17 protein-coding genes are annotated in these 18,120 nt (G+C 59.6%); 13 read left to right on the top strand and 4 right to left on the bottom strand.

Features of this window, described 5'->3' with window-relative positions; all coding sequences use genetic code 11:
* Positions 1-41 precede the first annotated feature (41 nt).
* The 7 genes from D8U61_RS09265 to pdeM all read left to right on the top strand — a co-directional run bounded on the left by D8U61_RS09265 (position 42) and on the right by pdeM (position 7,572).
* The gene (locus D8U61_RS09265) at positions 42-824 is read left to right on the top strand and encodes a transporter substrate-binding domain-containing protein (protein ID WP_024011901.1); all 783 of its coding nucleotides are present in this window, start codon (positions 42-44) and stop codon (positions 822-824) included.
* A 56-nt stretch (positions 825-880) separates the two neighbouring features.
* On the top strand, positions 881-1,609 hold the full coding sequence (locus tag D8U61_RS09270) for an ABC transporter permease (RefSeq protein ID WP_016771383.1): 729 nt from the start codon (positions 881-883) through the stop codon (positions 1,607-1,609).
* On the top strand, positions 1,606-2,316 hold the full coding sequence (locus D8U61_RS09275; protein WP_130926802.1) for an ABC transporter permease: 711 nt from the start codon (positions 1,606-1,608) through the stop codon (positions 2,314-2,316). The genes D8U61_RS09270 and D8U61_RS09275 overlap by 4 nt, the downstream gene beginning before the upstream one ends.
* Before the next feature lie 27 nt (positions 2,317-2,343).
* The gene (locus tag D8U61_RS09280) at positions 2,344-3,462 is read left to right on the top strand and encodes a succinylglutamate desuccinylase/aspartoacylase family protein (protein ID WP_122505744.1); all 1,119 of its coding nucleotides are present in this window, start codon (positions 2,344-2,346) and stop codon (positions 3,460-3,462) included.
* 12 nt (positions 3,463-3,474) lie between these two features.
* The gene (locus tag D8U61_RS09285; RefSeq protein ID WP_041478066.1) at positions 3,475-4,239 is read left to right on the top strand and encodes an ATP-binding cassette domain-containing protein; all 765 of its coding nucleotides are present in this window, start codon (positions 3,475-3,477) and stop codon (positions 4,237-4,239) included.
* 193 nt (positions 4,240-4,432) lie between these two features.
* Positions 4,433-6,922: a ligase-associated DNA damage response DEXH box helicase gene (locus tag D8U61_RS09290; protein WP_130926803.1), complete on the top strand. Its 2,490-nt coding sequence runs from the start codon at positions 4,433-4,435 to the stop codon at positions 6,920-6,922.
* Positions 6,913-7,572: a ligase-associated DNA damage response endonuclease PdeM gene (gene pdeM, locus D8U61_RS09295; protein ID WP_130887092.1), complete on the top strand. Its 660-nt coding sequence runs from the start codon at positions 6,913-6,915 to the stop codon at positions 7,570-7,572. Before D8U61_RS09290 ends, pdeM begins: the two co-directional genes overlap by 10 nt.
* 44 nt (positions 7,573-7,616) lie before the next feature.
* On the opposite strand, the gene D8U61_RS09300 is transcribed toward pdeM, so the two are convergent.
* Together D8U61_RS09300 and dcd are read right to left on the bottom strand one after the other, a co-directional pair.
* Positions 7,617-7,826, bottom strand: coding sequence for a hypothetical protein (locus tag D8U61_RS09300; RefSeq protein ID WP_016771389.1), 210 nt, complete (start codon positions 7,824-7,826; stop codon positions 7,617-7,619).
* 107 nt (positions 7,827-7,933) lie between these two features.
* A complete protein-coding gene (gene dcd / locus D8U61_RS09305) occupies positions 7,934-8,500 on the bottom strand; it encodes a dCTP deaminase (RefSeq protein ID WP_007940589.1) in 567 nt (188 codons plus the stop codon).
* Between the two features lie 355 nt (positions 8,501-8,855).
* On the opposite strand from dcd, the gene D8U61_RS09310 reads away from it, so the two are divergent.
* Positions 8,856-9,065 carry a cold-shock protein gene (locus D8U61_RS09310; RefSeq protein ID WP_002554837.1) on the top strand — a complete coding sequence of 70 codons (210 nt, stop codon included), beginning with the start codon at positions 8,856-8,858 and terminating at the stop codon, positions 9,063-9,065.
* 130 nt (positions 9,066-9,195) lie between these two features.
* Positions 9,196-10,650 carry a toxin-antitoxin system YwqK family antitoxin gene (locus D8U61_RS09315; protein ID WP_241663610.1) on the top strand — a complete coding sequence of 485 codons (1,455 nt, stop codon included), beginning with the start codon at positions 9,196-9,198 and terminating at the stop codon, positions 10,648-10,650.
* Positions 10,651-10,700: 50 nt separating this feature from the next.
* On the opposite strand, the gene D8U61_RS09320 is transcribed toward D8U61_RS09315, so the two are convergent.
* Positions 10,701-11,708, bottom strand: coding sequence for a DUF481 domain-containing protein (locus D8U61_RS09320; RefSeq protein ID WP_024011896.1), 1,008 nt, complete (start codon positions 11,706-11,708; stop codon positions 10,701-10,703).
* A gap of 165 nt (positions 11,709-11,873) precedes the next feature.
* On the opposite strand from D8U61_RS09320, the gene D8U61_RS09325 reads away from it, so the two are divergent.
* The 4 genes from D8U61_RS09325 (at position 11,874) to D8U61_RS09340 (ending at position 16,646) form a co-directional block, all read left to right on the top strand.
* On the top strand, positions 11,874-12,227 hold the full coding sequence (locus D8U61_RS09325; protein ID WP_016771391.1) for an MGMT family protein: 354 nt from the start codon (positions 11,874-11,876) through the stop codon (positions 12,225-12,227).
* Between the two features lie 43 nt (positions 12,228-12,270).
* Positions 12,271-13,830 (top strand): AmpG family muropeptide MFS transporter, encoded by a 1,560-nt coding sequence (locus tag D8U61_RS09330; RefSeq protein ID WP_024011895.1) that lies wholly within the window; start codon positions 12,271-12,273, stop codon positions 13,828-13,830.
* Positions 13,831-13,959: 129 nt separating this feature from the next.
* A complete protein-coding gene (locus tag D8U61_RS09335) occupies positions 13,960-15,675 on the top strand; it encodes a proline--tRNA ligase (protein ID WP_041478071.1) in 1,716 nt (571 codons plus the stop codon).
* Between the two features lie 17 nt (positions 15,676-15,692).
* A complete protein-coding gene (locus D8U61_RS09340; protein ID WP_041478072.1) occupies positions 15,693-16,646 on the top strand; it encodes a hypothetical protein in 954 nt (317 codons plus the stop codon).
* 100 nt (positions 16,647-16,746) lie between these two features.
* On the opposite strand, the gene dinB is transcribed toward D8U61_RS09340, so the two are convergent.
* Positions 16,747-17,808, bottom strand: a complete 1,062-nt coding sequence (gene dinB, locus D8U61_RS09345) for a DNA polymerase IV (RefSeq protein WP_130926804.1) — start codon at positions 17,806-17,808, stop codon at positions 16,747-16,749.
* Positions 17,809-18,120: the final 312 nt, after the last annotated feature.

Here is an 18,120-nt window from a genome sequence, read left to right on the forward strand (position 1 = left end):
CTGCGCCACAAGCGCTCATATTGGTTCTTAGGGATTGAATAATGAAAAAAGCATTGCTGACCCTTTCTGCACTGGCGTTGTGCATGGCCGCCGGCTCCGCGCTGGCCAAGGAATACAAAGAGCTGCGCTTCGGCGTTGACCCTTCGTACGCACCGTTCGAGTCGAAAGCGGCCGATGGCAGCCTGGTCGGGTTCGATATCGATCTGGGTAACGCCATCTGCGCCGAACTGAAGGTCAAGTGCAAATGGGTCGAAAGCGATTTCGACGGCATGATTCCGGGCCTCAAAGCCAACAAGTTCGACGGTGTGATCTCGTCGATGACCGTGACCCCAGCGCGCGAGAAGGTCATCGACTTCTCCAGCGAACTGTTTTCCGGCCCGACCGCTTACGTGTTCAAGAAAGGCTCCGGCCTCAGCGCAGACGTCGCGTCGCTCAAGGGCAAGACCGTTGGCTATGAGCAAGGCACGATTCAGGAAGCCTACGCCAAAGCCGTGCTGGACAAGGCCGGTGTGAAAACCCAGGCCTATCAGAACCAGGATCAGGTGTATTCCGACCTGACCTCCGGCCGCCTCGACGCAGCCATCCAGGACATGCTGCAAGCCGAACTGGGCTTCCTCAAGTCGCCGAAAGGCGAAGGTTACGAAGTCAGCCAGCCGGTCGACAGCGAATTGCTGCCGTCGAAAACCGCTATCGGTATCAAGAAAGGTAACACTGAGCTGAAAGCACTTTTGGATAAAGGTATCAAAGCGTTACACGACGACGGCAAATACGCCGAGATTCAAAAGAAACACTTTGGCGACCTGAATCTGTACAGCGGCAAATAATGCCCCGGCGCCCATCCTCGATGGGCGCCTTTTCCATCCGCTCAGGTTGCTGATTTATGTTTGAAACCCTCCTGCAAAATCTGGGGCTGGCCTCGTTCAGTCTGCAGGGCTTCGGCCCGTTGCTGCTGCAAGGCACCTGGATGACCATCAAATTATCGGCGATGTCGCTGCTGGTGGCCGTGTTGCTCGGCCTGCTCGGCGCCAGTGCCAAACTGTCGAAAGTCAAACTGGTGCGCCTGCCCGCGCAGCTCTACACCACGCTGATTCGCGGCGTGCCGGATCTGGTGCTGATGCTGTTGATCTTCTACAGCCTGCAAACCTGGCTGACGTCACTGACCGACTACATGGAATGGGAATACATCGAAATCGACCCGTTCAGCGCCGGCGTGCTGACGCTGGGCTTCATTTATGGCGCGTATTTCACCGAGACCTTCCGTGGCGCCATCCTCGCGGTGCCGCGTGGTCAGGTCGAAGCCGCCACCGCGTATGGCCTCAAACGTGGCCAGCGTTTTCGCTTTGTGGTGTTTCCGCAAATGATGCGCTTCGCCCTGCCGGGCATCGGCAACAACTGGATGGTCATGCTCAAGGCCACCGCGCTGGTGTCGATCATTGGCCTCGCCGATCTGGTCAAGGCAGCGCAGGACGCCGGTAAAAGTACCTATCAACTGTTCTACTTTCTGGTCCTTGCCGCCTTGATCTATCTGCTGATCACCAGTGCTTCGAACTTTATCCTGCGCTGGCTCGAACGCCGCTACGCCGCCGGTGCCCGGGAGGCCGTACGATGATCGAACTTCTCCAGGAATATTGGCGCGCCTTCCTTTATACCGACGGCCAGAACATCACCGGGCTGGCGATGACGATGTGGCTGCTGACCGCCTCGATCTGCATCGGCTTCATCGTCTCGATCCCATTGTCGATCGCCCGCGTCTCGCCGCACTTCTACATTCGCTGGCCGGTGCAGTTCTACACCTACCTGTTCCGTGGCACGCCGCTGTATATCCAGTTGCTGATCTGCTACACCGGCATCTACAGCCTCGCCGCCGTGCGCGAACAGCCGATCCTCGACAGTTTCTTTCGCGACGCGATGAACTGCACGATCCTCGCTTTCGCGCTCAATACCTGCGCGTACACCACGGAGATTTTTGCCGGGGCGATTCGCAGCATGAACCACGGCGAAGTCGAAGCGGCCAAGGCTTATGGCCTGACCGGCTGGAAGCTGTACGCCTACGTGATCATGCCGTCGGCATTGCGCCGCTCGTTGCCTTACTACAGCAACGAAGTGATCCTGATGCTGCACTCGACCACCGTGGCGTTCACCGCGACCATTCCCGATATTCTTAAAGTCGCGCGGGATGCCAACTCGGCGACCTTCCTGACCTTCCAGTCATTCGGCATCGCCGCGCTGATCTACCTGACCATTACTTTTACGCTGGTCGGTCTGTTCCGCCTTGCCGAACGCCGCTGGCTGGCCTTCCTCGGGCCGACTCACTAGCACCGGTTTGAAAATAAAGAGATAACAATGCGCCACCAGATTCATGACTTGCTGGCCCCGCTGCCGGGGACCGCACGGCAGATTCACAGTTTCCACTTCGGCCCACAGCAGGCCAAGGGCAAGGTGTACATTCAGGCCTCGCTGCATGCCGACGAACTGCCCGGCATGCTGGTCGCCTGGCACCTGAAACAGCGTCTGGCCGAGCTGGAAGCCGCCGGCCGCCTGCGCAGTGAAATCGTCCTCGTGCCGGTGGCCAACCCGGTCGGCCTCGAACAAGTGCTGATGGACGTGCCGCTGGGCCGTTACGACCTCGAGAGTGGGCAGAACTTCAATCGCTGGTTCGTCGACCTCAGCGAAGAAATCGGCAACGCCATCGAAGGCCAGTTGGACGACGATGCGCAGCACAACCTCGAACTGATCCGTGCCAGCCTGCGCGACGCCCTCGCCCGCCAGACGCCGGCCACACAACTGCAATCCCAGCGTTTGACCCTGCAACGCCTGGCCTGCGATGCCGACATGGTGCTGGACTTGCACTGCGACTTCGAATCGGTGGTGCACCTGTACACCACGCCCGAGGCGTGGCCACAGGTCGAGCCCTTGGCGCGCTACATGGAAGCGCAGGCTAGCCTGCTTGCTACCGATTCCGGCGGGCAGTCGTTCGACGAGTGCTTCACCCTGCTCTGGTGGCAACTGCGCGAGCGCTTCGGCGAGCAGTTCGATATTCCGCTGGGCAGCTTCTCGGTGACCGTCGAATTGCGCGGTCAGGGCGACGTCAATCACCCGCTGGCCAGCCGCGATTGTCAGGCGCTGATCGACTATCTGATCCAGTTCGATGCCATCGTCGGCGAGACCAAGCCGCAACCGCCACTGCCGTACCCGGCCACGCCACTGGCCGGTGTCGAACCGGTGACCACGCCAGTCGGCGGCCTGCTGGTGTACTGCGCGACACCCGGCCAATACCTGGAAGCCGGCCAGCAGATCGCCGAAATCATCGACCCGGTCCACGACAAGGTCACCCCCATTCATTGCACCGCCGCCGGCCTGCTGTATGCGCGCTCGCTGCGGCGCATGGCCACTGCCGGCATGGTCATCGCCCACGTCGCGGGCGCCGAAGCCTATCGCAGCGGCTACCTACTTTCGCCTTGAGGATGCTCGTCCATGTACAAACTGACCGTTGAAGGCCTGCACAAAAGCTATGGCGATCATCAGGTGCTCAAAGGCGTTTCGCTCAAGGCCAAAACCGGCGACGTGATCAGCCTGATCGGCGCCAGCGGCTCGGGCAAAAGCACCTTTTTGCGCTGCATCAATTTCCTTGAACAACCCAATGACGGCGCCATGAGCCTCGATGGCCAGGCGATCCGCATGGTCACCGACCGGCACGGCATGCACGTTGCCGACGCCGATGAACTGCAACGCCTGCGCACGCGGCTGGCGATGGTGTTCCAGCATTTCAACCTGTGGAGTCACATGACCGTGCTGGAAAACATCACCATGGCCCCGCGCCGGGTGCTCGGTTGCAGCAAACAGGAAGCCGAGGATCGCGCCCGTCGTTATCTGGACAAAGTCGGCTTGCCGGCGCGGGTCGCCGATCAATACCCGGCGTTTCTGTCCGGCGGTCAGCAACAGCGCGTGGCGATCGCCCGGGCACTGGCGATGGAACCGGAAGTGATGCTGTTCGACGAACCGACCTCGGCACTCGACCCGGAACTGGTCGGCGAAGTGCTGAAAGTGATTCAGGGCCTGGCCGAGGAAGGCCGGACGATGATCATGGTCACCCACGAAATGAGTTTCGCGCGCAAGGTGTCGAATCAGGTGCTGTTTCTGCATCAGGGTCTGGTGGAAGAAGAAGGCGCGCCGGAAGACGTGCTGGGCAACCCCAAGAGTGAACGCCTTAAGCAATTCCTCAGCGGCAATCTTAAATAAGGTTGGCACCCAACCCTGTGTGGGAGCGAGCCTGCTCGCGAAAGCGGTTTATCAGTCAACATCAATGTTGAATGTGACATCGCATTCGCGAGCAGGCTCGCTCCCACGGGGGAATCCACCGACCGACAAAGTTAAACTTGTCCCCCCGCTTCGCTGTCTCTGAAACAACACCTCCAGAGCGCACGCAGCCGGCATGGCGAAATCCCCCGACTTTGCAAAAACCTGGTTCAGCGCCCGCGACTGGAAGCCGTTCGCCTTTCAGAAACAGGTGTGGGCGGCGGTGAAAAACGGCGAATCCGGGTTGCTCCACGCCAGCACCGGCGCCGGTAAAACCTATGCGGTGTGGTTTGCTGCGCTCAACCGCTTCGCCCGCCTGCAACCGCCCGTGGCCACGCCGCGCAAACGCAAACCGCCGGCCGAGCCGTTGACGGTGCTGTGGATCACGCCGATGCGCGCTCTTGCCGCCGATACCGCCCGCGCGCTGCAAAGCCCGGTGGATGATTTACAGATTCCGTGGAGCATCGGCCTACGCACCGGCGACACCAGCAGCAGCGAACGCGCCCGTCAGGGCCGGCGTTTGCCGACGACGCTGATTACCACCCCGGAAAGCCTGACTCTGTTGCTCGCCCGCGCCGATGCGCGCACCGCGTTGTCGACCCTGCGCATGATCGTCGTCGATGAATGGCACGAATTGCTTGGCAACAAGCGCGGCGTGCAACTGCAACTGGCCCTCGCCCGCCTGCGTCATTGGCAGCCGGAATTGATCGTCTGGGGCGTGTCCGCCACCCTCGGTAATCAATCCCACGCGGAGCAAGTGCTGATCCCACAGGGCGGCGGCGTCAGTGTTCAAGGCAAAAGCGAAAAAACCCTGCAAGTCGACACCCTGCTGCCACCGGCCATCGAGCGTTTTCCCTGGGCCGGCCACATTGGTCTGAAGATGCTGCCGCAGGTGGTGGCCGAACTCGACGCCTGCGCCAGCAGCCTGGTGTTCACCAACACCCGCGCACAATCGGAGATCTGGTATCAGGCGCTGCTGGAAGCGCGGCCGGACTGGGCCGGGTTGATCGCGCTGCACCACAGCTCACTGTCCCGCGATACCCGCGATTGGGTCGAGCAGGCATTAAAGAATGGCCAGTTGAAAGCGGTGGTCTGCACTTCGAGCCTGGACTTGGGTGTGGATTTCCTCCCGGTCGAGCGTGTATTGCAGATCGGCTCGGCCAAAGGCGTTGCGCGGTTGATGCAACGTGCCGGGCGTTCCGGTCACGCACCGGGGCGCACCTCGCGGGTGACGCTGGTGCCGACCCACAGCCTGGAGTTGATCGAAGCGGTCGCCGCACGCGATGCCGTCGAACAGCGGCGCATCGAGCCGCGTCTGTCACCGCACAAGCCGCTGGATGTGCTGGTCCAACATTTGGTCAGCATGGCCCTTGGCGGTGGGTTTATTCCTGAAGACTTGTACGAAGAAGTCCGTGGTGCCTGGGCTTATCGTGACCTGACAGCGGCAGACTGGGCCTGGGCGCTGGCGTTCGTACGCCATGGCGGGATGTCTCTTACAGCGTATCCGGATTACCGCCGGGTCGAGCCGGACGAACACGGCGTCTGGCGTGTGCCGGATGCGCGCCTGGCGCGGCGCCATCGCATGAGCATCGGCACCATCGTCAGCGACGCGAGCATCAACCTGAAATTCTGGAGCAAGGGCGGCGGCGGCAAACAGCTGGGCAGCGTCGAGGAAGGCTTTATCGCCCGGCTGAAACCCGGCGATGGTTTCCTCTTCGCCGGGCGCCTGCTGGAACTGGTGCGGGTCGAGAACATGACCGCCTACGTCAAACGCAGCACCGCAAAAAAAGCCGCCGTGCCGCGCTGGAATGGCGGACGCATGCCGTTATCCAACGAACTGGCCGAAGCAGTGGTGACGCGCTTCAGCGCCGCTGCTCAAGGTCAGTTCAACGGCCCGGAAATGCACGCGCTGCGGCCGCTGCTGGAGACGCAGATACGCTGGTCCGGCTTGCCCACCACGGAAAATCTGCTGGCCGAGGTATTGAAATCCCGCGAGGGCTGGCACCTTTTCCTCTATCCGTTCGCCGGGCGCCAAGTGCATCTGGGACTGGCGAGCCTGCTGGCATGGCGCGTCAGTCAGCGGCAACCGGTGACCTTCTCAATTGCCGTGAACGATTACGGCCTGGAACTGCTCAGCGCCACGCCGGTGGATTGGGCTACGCATCTCGATGCGCGACTGTTCAATGCCGATGACCTGTTGCTGGACGTGCTGGCCAGCCTCAATGCCGGTGAACTGGCGTTGCGCCGCTTCCGCGAAATCGCGCGGATCGCCGGGCTGGTGTTCGCCGGGTATCCGGGCGCACCAAAGAGTACCCGCCAGGTGCAGGCGTCGAGTGGCTTGTTTTTCCAGGTGTTCAAACAATACGACGCCGACAATCTGCTGCTGGCCCAGGCCGGGGAAGAAGTCCTGCGCGAGGAACTGGATATTCGTCGTTTGGAGCAGACACTGGAGCGGATCAATCGGATGAAACTCGACTTGCATCAGGTTAAACGTCCTACACCGTTGGGCTTTCCGCTGCTGGTGGAGCGGATGCGCGAGAGCATGAGTTCGGAAAAACTGGCTGACAGGATTAGAAGAATGGTCGGTGACCTGGAAAAAACCGCTGATAACGGAAAATCGTCGTGAGTGCGTACCCGGTGCGTTTGGCCGGTGAGGAGTTATGGCTGCTGCCGGAGAAAGCCCTGTACTGGCCAGCGCAGGAAGCATTGCTGATCGCAGACGTGCATTTCGGTAAAGCAGCGGCCTATCGCAGCCTCGGCCAGCCGGTGCCGCATGGCACGACGGCGAGCAACATCGAGGTAATCGACACGTTGCTGGCGCGGCTGCCGTGTCGCCAGTTGATTTTTCTCGGGGATTTCCTGCATGGGCCTGGCTCACATGTCCCGACCACACTGAATGCGCTGGCAGAGTGGCGAGCGCGCCACGCTGACCTGCCGATGACGCTGATTCGCGGCAACCACGACAAACGCGCGGGCGACCCACCGGCATCGCTGAATATCCGCGTGGTGCCAGAGCCGCTGTTATTGGGGCCGTTTGCCTTGCAGCATGAGCCCGATGCGCATCCGGAACGGCACGTGCTCGCCGGCCACGTTCACCCGGTCTATCGGCTGCATGGCAAAGGTCGGCAGAGTCTGCGCCTGGCTTGTTTCAGACTCGGTGAGCGCATCAGCCTGATGCCGGCATTCGGTGCGTTTACTGGCGGCTATCAGGTCGAGCGCGACGACAGTTGCAAGGTCTTCGTGATCGGCGACAACGAAATATGGCCCGTCAGCTAGATCGCAAATCGATCAGGCTGACGGGCCATATTCATGACAGTGGGTCAGGCGACAGGCGCCGGAGGCGGTTCGTCCGGCAGGGTCGGTTCGCCTGGTTCGGTCGGTTGTTCGTTGGGAGTATCGGGATCGGGCTGGCCGGGCACGCCGCCGGACAGGCTCAAAGACGGATTCGCCAGTAACGACCAGGCCAGAACGCCTATCTGATTGGGCTCAAGCCTTGCCAGTTCAGCGCTGATTCGCGGGTCGATCTTCATAGGGCACTCCTCAGTGAAGGCCCGAATTTGTGTGTAACAAAAACGGGCAGTACACCCCATAGAGTGTCTGCCCGCCAAAGAATTCCCGACATCCGTCGGATGGTCGATCAGGTACGCGGCAAGGTTACGCCACGCTGGCCCTGATATTTGCCGCCACGATCCTTGTAGGAAACTTCACATTCTTCATCGGATTCGAGGAAGAGCATCTGCGCCACGCCTTCGTTGGCGTAGATTTTCGCCGGCAGATTGGTGGTGTTCGAGAACTCCAGCGTCACATGACCTTCCCACTCAGGCTCGAGCGGAGTGACGTTGACGATGATGCCGCAGCGCGCGTAGGTGCTTTTACCCAGGCAGATGGTCAGCACGTTGCGCGGAATGCGGAAGTACTCGACGGTGCTGGCCAGGGCGAAGGAGTTCGGCGGAATGATGCAGACGTCGCTGTGGATGTCGACGAAGCTGCCGGCGTCGAAGTTCTTCGGGTCGACAATGGCCGAGTTGATGTTGGTGAACACCTTGAAGTGGTTGGTGCAACGCACATCGTAGCCGTAGCTCGACACGCCGTAGGAAATCACCCGGCTGTCGTCGCTGCCGCGCATCTGGCGCTCGACGAACGGTTCGATCATGCCGTGTTCCTGCGCCATGCGGCGAATCCACTTGTCCGATTTGATGCTCATGGCGGGTTTGTCCTGAATAGCGAGGTGGAAAAATTCTGTCCGGCATCTTACCGGGCGCGTCGCCGCGATCAAAGTGCGCAACGCAATTCTCGGCGAACACCCCGTATTTACGCGCTGTGGCGACGAACCGTCGCACCGCCGATCCCTAAAACAGAGAATCCTTTGCAAGAAACATTGGCACGTTCCGGAAAAAGGGTTAAGGTGGCGTCACTGTGTTGCTTGTGTCACTGAGAATCTCTACACGATATGTTGAATTTCGATCCAACCATCTACAAGAATTTTTCCTGCTCTTTGCACTCAGTCTCGGCCAGGGTTCTTCCTGAGTCGCAGTTATCTTTGTTCAAGGAGTTACACCATGTCTAATCGCCAAACCGGTACCGTTAAGTGGTTCAACGATGAAAAAGGCTTCGGCTTCATCACTCCACAATCCGGTGACGACCTGTTCGTTCACTTCAAAGCTATCCAATCCGACGGCTTCAAAAGCCTGAAAGAAGGCCAACAGGTTTCTTTCATCGCTACCCGCGGTCAGAAAGGCATGCAAGCTGAAGAAGTACAAGTTATCTAACTTGTAGCTTCTTTAGAAAAGAGCCCCGCCCTTAAAAGCGGGGCTTTTTTGTGTCTGTATATTTTGTTTGCCCCTCTTTTTGCCTCCGCTCTATATGATCCGCGCCCTGGAATCACATGGAAGAAGCAGGATGCAATTCATCTCTTGGAACACATTCAACGCGTTGCTGTTGGCGTTCGCCCCCCCTCTGAATGCAGAGACCAAATCTGATCATCCGACGGTGATTCTCGGCATGAACCCTCGTGCGACATATCTGGCGAAAGGACCAGAAGTCAATGGCCACTCTTCGATGCAACTCAGAGGCGCAGCGCTCCTGACGCTCTCGACTCCTCACGCCTGCGGGAGCAACGAGGTCTATTTGACGCCAGAATCATTGGGCATTCCGAACGAATCATTTCGACGAGCGCTCGGCGAAGTCCAAGACTTGATCGACCAAAAAATCCCCCTGATTCTGACGCTCTCCGCTTGCGAGCGAAAACGCGCCTTCTTCGAAAAGGTACGCCCCTGCACTCCTGAGGAGTGCGCAGACCTGACGAACCCTCTGGCAGACGACAAGCTTTATCTGGACGAGCACCTCAAGCCGATCGGCGAAGGCCTGGCGTTGTACTACCTGAAAATGCCAATGTCCTATGACGAAGAAAAACAGGCGTGGCAAGCACAAATTTTTTACCGGGACACGCGAAGTCTACGCAGCGAGCATTACGTCGACAGAGAAGACTTCGCTTCAGCGAAACCCGTTCTGACATACAAAGCTTACTATCGAAACGGAAAACCCCGCCGGACCTACCAGAATGATGCTAACGGCCTGCGTCAGGGCGAGGCGCTGACATATTCCGAACAAGGGGTCGTCATCAAGCGTGAAAACTACCTCAACAACCATCTCGAGGGTTGGCAATTTATCTATCACGAAAATGGCAAAATCGCTGAGTCCTACAATTGGCATCTGGGCAAGCATGTAGATGGCGAGTATTTGGAATATGACGAGGACGGGACGCTGATCGGGCGCAGCAGTTATCGAAATGACGTTCTCCACGGCCCTGCCCTTGGATACCACTCGAATGGACAGATCAGGTACGAAACCGTTTTCATCAACGGCAAATCCCAAGGGCCAAATAATCATTATTTTGATAATGGAGCCGTTGAGACCTCCCGCACCAATGTCGACGGCAAGCCAGATGGCTGGCTAACCACTTACTTCATCGACGGGACAGTCAAAGAGAAACAGTTTTACAGGGACGGTGTGCAACGAAGCTATGAGCAATGGAATGAGCAAGGCAGGCAAACCTTGCAGTGGCAGTGGGATGAAAAACATCGCCAACAGGGCGACTTCAAACAGTGGTACGCGACCGGCCAGCTTAAAGAACATCGAAAATACAAAGACGGCAACCTTCACGGATCATCCACGACATGGCACGAAAACGGTGAGATGGCTTCATTTACCGATTATATCGATGGCGCCGAGCATGGACCGATGCGCTTCTTCAGGAAAGACGGCAGCCTGAGCTACCAATGCCAATACCAGATGGGCGTCAGGCAGGGAGAATGTGTTTCGATTCCCGTCAGCAAGACCAAAGAAGAAAGCTGACAATGAAAAGCCCCGCAATCACGGGGCTTTCTCCTTTCTAGCGCAGGTGCTTACCAGGCCACACCAAACCCTGCGGTATAACGGGTCTTGTTCAGATCCGCATCGTTGGTGCCGCTGATGATGTCGCGCTCGGCCTTGAGGTTGAGCGAGGCCCAGTCGGTGACCTTGTAGCGCAGGCCCAGTTCGGCATCCAGCGCGTAATCGGCAACGCCCGACAGCGGCTTGCCGACTTCGCCATTGGTGAAGAACTCGACCTTCTTGCCGATCAGGTAGCGGTTGTAGTCCCACTTCATCGCGACGGAATAGAAGTTGTCCTTGCTGCCATCGCGATACTCGTAATCGGTGCGGTTGAGCAACGAGCCCAGCGAGAACGCGCCGAGTTCGTCGTCCCAGAACTGGTAGCCCGGACCGGTACCGACCACGCGCTGACGCGCCAGCTCTTCGATGTGATCACGCTTGTAGTTGATGCGCCCCTGCCAGAACCACTGATCGGTGAGGAAGCGGTCGAGGGAGTATTCGGCGCGCCAGTTGTTGGTGGTGGTTTCCGCATCCTGGACTTCGCGGTTGTACTCGCCCTCGCCGGTATGCCGCCAGCGGCCATGGCGAGCCGAAGTCTTGAAGGCAACGTCGTAATCGTCGGTGTCCTTTTCGGCGCGCTGATAGTCCAGCGCCAGATCGACGTTGCCCTTCCAGACCAGGTCGGTGACGATCGGCTTGGGCTTGAGGATCTGCTGAATGCTCGCCAGCTCGACCGTCTTCGGCGCCTCGCCGTTGGCCAGGGTGACCTTGCCATCGTCGGCCGCCGTCAGCGACTTCGATACTTCACCGGCATAGGCGTCCTGCTTCACCAACAGGTGCTGATCGCTGTCGAGGGTCTTGACCTCTTTCCAGTCAATCGCCACTGCGCCGGCATATTTGGTCTGGATCAACAGCTTGCCGCCATCGAATACCGTGATGGTCCCGCTCAGCTTGTCGCCGTTTTTCAACCAGACGGTGTCGGCAAGCAGGGGCGTGGACGCGCTGAAAACAGCAAGGCACAACAGGGTTCTGGGGAACATAAGCAGATCGGGGGCTCAGAGTTGGCGAAAAGGGTCGGCATTATCCGTAGGATTTTGCCCATGACAAGGACTGACCGGACTATTTCAATTGAGTTCATTTCTCAACTGCGCCACGAGCGATTACCCTTGTCGCCATCGTCACGCCAATGCTCAGGAGCCGCGTACGTGAAAGACCCGCTCGACAGCGTCGAAAACGATGCGCAAATCCGACGCACGGCACTCTACTCGACGCTCGCGCAAGTGCCTGAAGGCAAAGTCGTCAGTTATGGCCAGTTGGCCGAACTTGCCGGGCTGGGCCGCGCCGCGCGCTGGGTCGGGCGGACTTTGAGCCAGTTGCCCGGCGACACCAAGCTGCCCTGGCACCGCGTGCTCGGCGCCGGCGGGCGCATCAGTCTGCCGGTCGGCAGCCCCTCCGGTGATGAACAACGTGCGCGATTGCGCATGGAAGGCATCACCGTCCAGAACAATCGTGTGGATATTCGGCGCCATGGCTGGCGTCCGGTAGAGCACAGCGGTTAGAGTGCGCGCTTTGTTTTCGCAATTTTGAGGCAGACTTCAGCCCATGCCCCGTAAAACCTGGCGCGCCGCGCTCGCCGCCTATGCCAGTCCTTCGACGCTCGTGCTGTTGTTGCTCGGTTTTGCCGCCGGCCTGCCGTACATGCTGGTGTTCTCGACGCTCTCCGTATGGCTGCGTGAAGCAGGCGTGGCCCGTGAAACCATTGGCTATGCAAGCCTGATCGGCCTGGCGTACGCGTTCAAATGGGTCTGGTCGCCCCTGCTCGACCAATGGCGCCTGCCCTTGCTGGGCAAGCTCGGCCGCCGCCGTTCCTGGCTGGTGCTCTCCCAGGCACTGGTGATTCTCGGGCTGATCGGCATGGGCTTCTGTGATCCGCAAAAGCATTTGTCCTGGCTGATCGCCATTGCCGTCGTAGTCGCCTTCGCCTCGGCCACCCAAGATATCGCGGTCGACGCCTATCGCCTGGAAATCGCCGATGACAGCCGCCAGGCCGCGCTCGCCGCCAGCTATATGTCCGGCTACCGCGTTGCCGCCCTGCTCGCCACCGCCGGCGCGCTGTTCTTCGCCGAAGGTTTCGGCTCAACCGGCTTCAACTATAAGCACGCGGCATGGACCGGCACCTATGTACTGTTTGGCGCATTGATGGTGCCCGCGCTGCTGACCACGCTGTTCATGCGCGAACCACCGGTGCCGCTGCGCACGCAGTTGCAGGCCGGGCGCTACACGTTCATGCATCAACTGATGTCGGTGTTCGTGCTGATCGTTTTGCTGGTTTCCGTGCCGGCGATGTTCACCCAGCTGTACAACACCGATTTCGCCGGCGTGCTGTTTGGTGACATGAGCCCGCTCGATTTGCTCCTCGAAGACCGCGCCTTTCTGCGCGCCATCCTCTACATATTGCTCACCGGCATGTGTCTGTCGGCCATGGGCCGGCGCGGACTGGCGCCGGTACTCACGCCGATCAATGACTTCATCCTGCGTTATCGCTGGCAGGCGCTGTTGCTGCTGGGCCTGATCGCGACCTATCGCATGTCGGACACGGTAATGGGCGTGATGGCCAACGTGTTCTACATCGACCAGGGTTTCACCAAGGATCAGATCGCCAGTGTCAGCAAGATTTTCGGCCTGATCATGACCCTCGTCGGTGCCGGCATGGGTGGCCTGTTGATCGTGCGTTTCGGCATTCTGCCGATCCTGTTTATCGGCGGTGTGTCTTCGGCAGCGACCAACCTGCTGTTCGTCATGCTCGCGGACATGGGCCCGAACCTGCAGATGCTGGTGGTGACCATTTCCCTCGACAACTTCAGCTCGGGCCTGGCGACATCGGCGTTCGTTGCCTACCTGTCGAGCCTGACCAACCTGAAGTTTTCCGCAACGCAGTACGCCCTGCTCAGCTCGATCATGTTGCTGCTGCCGCGCCTGATGGGCGGCTATTCCGGCGTGCTGGTCGAGAAGTTCGGTTATCACAGCTTCTTCCTCATTACCGCCCTGCTCGGCGTACCGACGCTGCTACTGATCGCGCTGCACTGGTTCCAGGAGCGCCGCCGCGAAGGACAAACACCGACGCCCGAGCCTGCACCGACGCCCGTCACCGAAGAATCGTAGGACGCTTCGCCAATGGCGGGAGGAATCCCGCCGCTGGCGCCTTCCGCCGGCCACACTTCTGTACGTCAGCAAAACTCGCCGGTACACTGCTCCGTCATTTCCAGTCATAGCAACCGACAACGGCCAACCATGCGCACCAGTCAATTTTTGCTCGCCACACAGAAAGAAACGCCTTCCGACGCGGTCGTGATCAGCCACCAGCTGATGCTGCGCGCCGGCATGATCCGCAAGCTTGCCTCGGGCCTGTACACCTGGCTGCCGATGGGCCTGCGAGTCATGCGCAAGGTCGAAGCCATCGTTCGCGAAGAAATGAACGCTGCCGGTTCTCTGGAAGTGTTGATGCCGAGCACCCAACCGGCCGAGCTGTGGCAGGAATCGGGGCGCTGGGAAGAATACGGCCCTGAGCTGCTGCGCATCAAAGACCGCCACGGTCGTGATTTCTGCGCGGGCCCGACCCACGAAGAAGTGATCACCGATCTGATGCGCAACGAGTTGAGCAGCTACAAACAGCTGCCAATCAACCTGTACCAGATCCAGACCAAATTCCGCGACGAAATCCGCCCGCGCTTTGGTTTGATGCGCGGCCGCGAATTCATCATGAAGGACGCCTACTCCTTCCACGCTGATCAGGCGTCGCTGCAGGTCACCTACGACCGCATGCATGAAGCCTACTGCAACATCTTCACGCGTCTGGGTCTGAAATTCCGTCCGGTAGAAGCCGACAACGGCTCGATCGGTGGTGCCGGTTCCCACGAATTCCACGTGCTGGCCGAGTCCGGCGAAGACGATATCGTCTTCAGCAACGGTTCCGACTACGCGGCGAACATCGAAAAAGCCGAAGCGGTGCCACGGGAAACCTCGCGCCCTGCGCCAACCGAAGAACTGCGTCTCGTCGACACGCCAGACACCAAGACCATCGCGGCGCTGGTGGAAAAATTCAATCTGCCGATTGAAAAGACCATCAAGACCCTGATCGTCCATGCCGAAGAAGAAGGCAAGCTGATCGCGCTGGTGATTCGTGGCGACCACGAACTGAACGAAATCAAGGCTGCCAACCAGCCTGGCGTGGCCAGCCCGCTGGTCATGGCCTCCGATGCCGAACTGCGTGACGCGATCGGCGCCGGCGCTGGTTCGCTCGGCCCGCTGAACCTGCCGCTGCCGATCATCATCGACCGCTCGGTGGCGATGATGAGCGACTTCGGTATTGGCGCGAACATCGACGACAAGCACTACTTCGGCGTGAACTGGGAGCGTGATCTGCCGGTTCCGACCGTTGCCGACCTGCGCAACGTCGTCGCCGGCGACCCAAGCCCGGACGGCAAAGGCACGCTGGAAATCAAGCGCGGCATCGAAGTCGGCCACATCTTCCAGCTGGGCAACAAGTACAGCAAGGCGATGAAGTGCGAAGTGCTGGGCGAAAACGGCAAGCCGGTGACCCTGGAAATGGGTTGCTACGGCATCGGCGTATCGCGCGTGGTCGCCGCTGCCATCGAGCAGAACAACGACGCCAACGGCATCATCTGGAGCGACACCCTGGCGCCATTCCAGATCGCGCTGGTACCGCTGCGCTATGAAACCGAGCAGGTGCGCGAAGCCACCGACAAGCTGTACGCCGAACTGACGGCGGCCGGCTTCGAAGTGCTGCTGGACGATCGCGACAAGAAAACCAGCCCGGGCATCAAGTTCGCGGACATGGAACTGATCGGCATTCCACACCGGATCGTGGTCAGCGACCGCGGCCTCGCCGAAGGCAACCTGGAATACAAGAGTCGTTCCGAAGCAGAGGCGCAAGCACTGCCGGTGGCCGATGTTGTGTCCTTCCTTCAGGCCCGTATCCGCCGCTGAAACCAGATAGAGACGTCATGTTCAAGCGAAACACCTTAGGCCTCGGTGGCGCCGCCCTGTGCGGCGCCCTGCTGGTCAGCGGCTGCGCCAATCACATGTCGCAACGCAGCGAGCACGAAGAGCGGGTCGAGCGAAAACTGCTCGATCACAGCCTGCAGATCGATGTCGGCGAGCCCAAGGTGCTCGAGCTGCCGCAGCGACGCGTGAAGATCAACGAGCAAAAGACTTTCGAAGTCACCGAGTTCGAGGTCACCCGTCGTTACGACCGCTACACGCCTTACCAACCCTGGCGCGAAGTCTATGAGATTCCGCTGGGCGCGGTGGCCGTGGTCGGTGGTGTCGGTGCGAACGTGGTCAACGTGTTCGCTCTCGGTAACCTGCCGGACAGCGTCACCCGGGATTGGCTGAGCTACGGTTTCGCCGGGCTCAACCCGTTCATGAACGTGCAGTCCAACGGTCGCGCGCAGCAGAACCTCGCGGGCATCGATGAAGTCCAGCGCGACAAGCGCACGGAGTATTCGAGCCTGCCGTGGAGCGAACGACCGGTGCAGGTCAAGGCCGGCAAGCAGACATTCGACATGACCACCGACCGCAACGGCGTGCTGCGCTTGAATCTGCTCGACAGCCCGTTCGCCGAACATGACCTCAACCATGTTGGCCGCTTGCAGATCAGTGTCGAAGACGCCAAGGACGATGTGCATTCCGACTCGACCCTGATGCTCAGCGGCCACCTGCGCGGCAAGTTGATCGAGGCGCACGGGCTGATTTATGACGATCTGGAAGATGACGAAGTGAGCCAATGGGTACACCGGGTCAAACGCCTGTCGGAGCTGGGTCTGGAAGAAGAAGCCAGCGAACTGGAACAAAGCCTGATCGAACTGACCCGCAATGATCCTGAGTTGCAGACTGAGTTTCTCAAGTCTCTGGCCAAGGATGCCGGGCGCTTAGTGGCTGATCCGGGACCGAATTAAAGCTTAAAAGCTTCGCGAGCAGGCTCGCTCCCCCAGAGGAATGCATTCTAACTGTGGGAGCGAGCCTGCTCGCGAAGAGGCCCTGCCAGGCGCCGCGAATCTACCGCTCAAACAACTCCATCTGCTCAAACCCGTCGCGCAGATCCTCCAGCCTCACTCCTACCCCTAACAACCGCACCGGTTTGCCGCCGCGATTGAACGCCTGCGTCAGCAGCAACTGGTAACTGCCCAGGTCACGCCCTGCCCCGGCCTGTTCCAGCGTGGTCTGGGTGAAATCATGAAATTTGACTTTGACGAACGGCTTGCCCGGTCGATAACTGCTGTCGATCCGCGCCATGCGGGTTTTCAGGGTATCGAGCAACTCGGGCAATTTTTCCAGGCAGCTGCGCAAGTCCGGCAGATCAACGTCGTAGGTGTTTTCCACGCTGATCGACTGACGGCGGCTGTCGTTGTGCACCAGCCGGTCATCGATTCCACGGGCGAGATTCCACAAGCGCTCGCCGAAACTGCCGAATTCGCGCACCAGCGCCAGCCTGCCCCACTCGCGAAGGTGCTGGCAGTCAACGATGCCAAGCTTGCCGAGCTTGTCGGCGGTGACCTTGCCGACGCCGTGCAGCTTGCTCACCGGCAGACCACTGACGAACTCTTCGACCTGATCCGGGGTGATCACGAACAAACCGTTGGGTTTTTTCCAGTCGCTGGCGATCTTCGCCAGAAACTTGTTTGGCGCAACGCCTGCGGAAACGGTGATGTGCAATTGGTTGGAGACCCGGCGGCGAATGTCCTGGGCGATGCGCGTGGCGCTGCCGCCGAAATGCGCGCTGTCCGACACATCGAGATAGGCCTCGTCCAGCGAAAGCGGCTCGATCAGGTCGGTGTAGTCGGCAAAGATCGTATGAATCTCCTTCGAAGCTTCGCGATAAGCCTCCATGCGCGGCTTGACGATGGTCAGGTCCGGGCACAATTTCAACGCGTGACCGGAAGCCATGGCCGAGCGCACACCATAGGCGCGCGCTTCATAGTTGCAGGTGGCGATCACCCCGCGCCGATCCGCGGAACCACCCACCGCCAACGGCTTGCCGGCCAGACGCGGATCATCGCGCATCTCGATGGCGGCGTAGAAACAGTCACAGTCGATGTGGATGATTTTTCGCTGGGTCATGTCGGAAAAAGACAACGTGGCAAGCCGGAGCGGCAGTATCTCATTGGCACCTGTATATAGCACCAGTGGTTGAATGTTCTTTTCCGACCGTAGGAGATTTCCGCTGAATTTATTTTTTCAATCACAGATCAAGGTGCAATAGAGCTGAAAGCCTTGCGCTAACTGCCCTGCGCGCCGGCCAACCGCCGCGAAAAGACGCTAAGCGCTTGAACCTCAACAGATTTATCCAGATCGACGGTTGACACACTCGCGAACCTCTGTAGAATGCCGCCACACAGACGCGGGATGGAGCAGTCTGGTAGCTCGTCGGGC

The organism is Pseudomonas sp. Sample_14, from assembly GCF_004307515.1.
Classification (GTDB): Bacteria; Pseudomonadota; Gammaproteobacteria; order Pseudomonadales; family Pseudomonadaceae; genus Aquipseudomonas; species Aquipseudomonas atacamensis.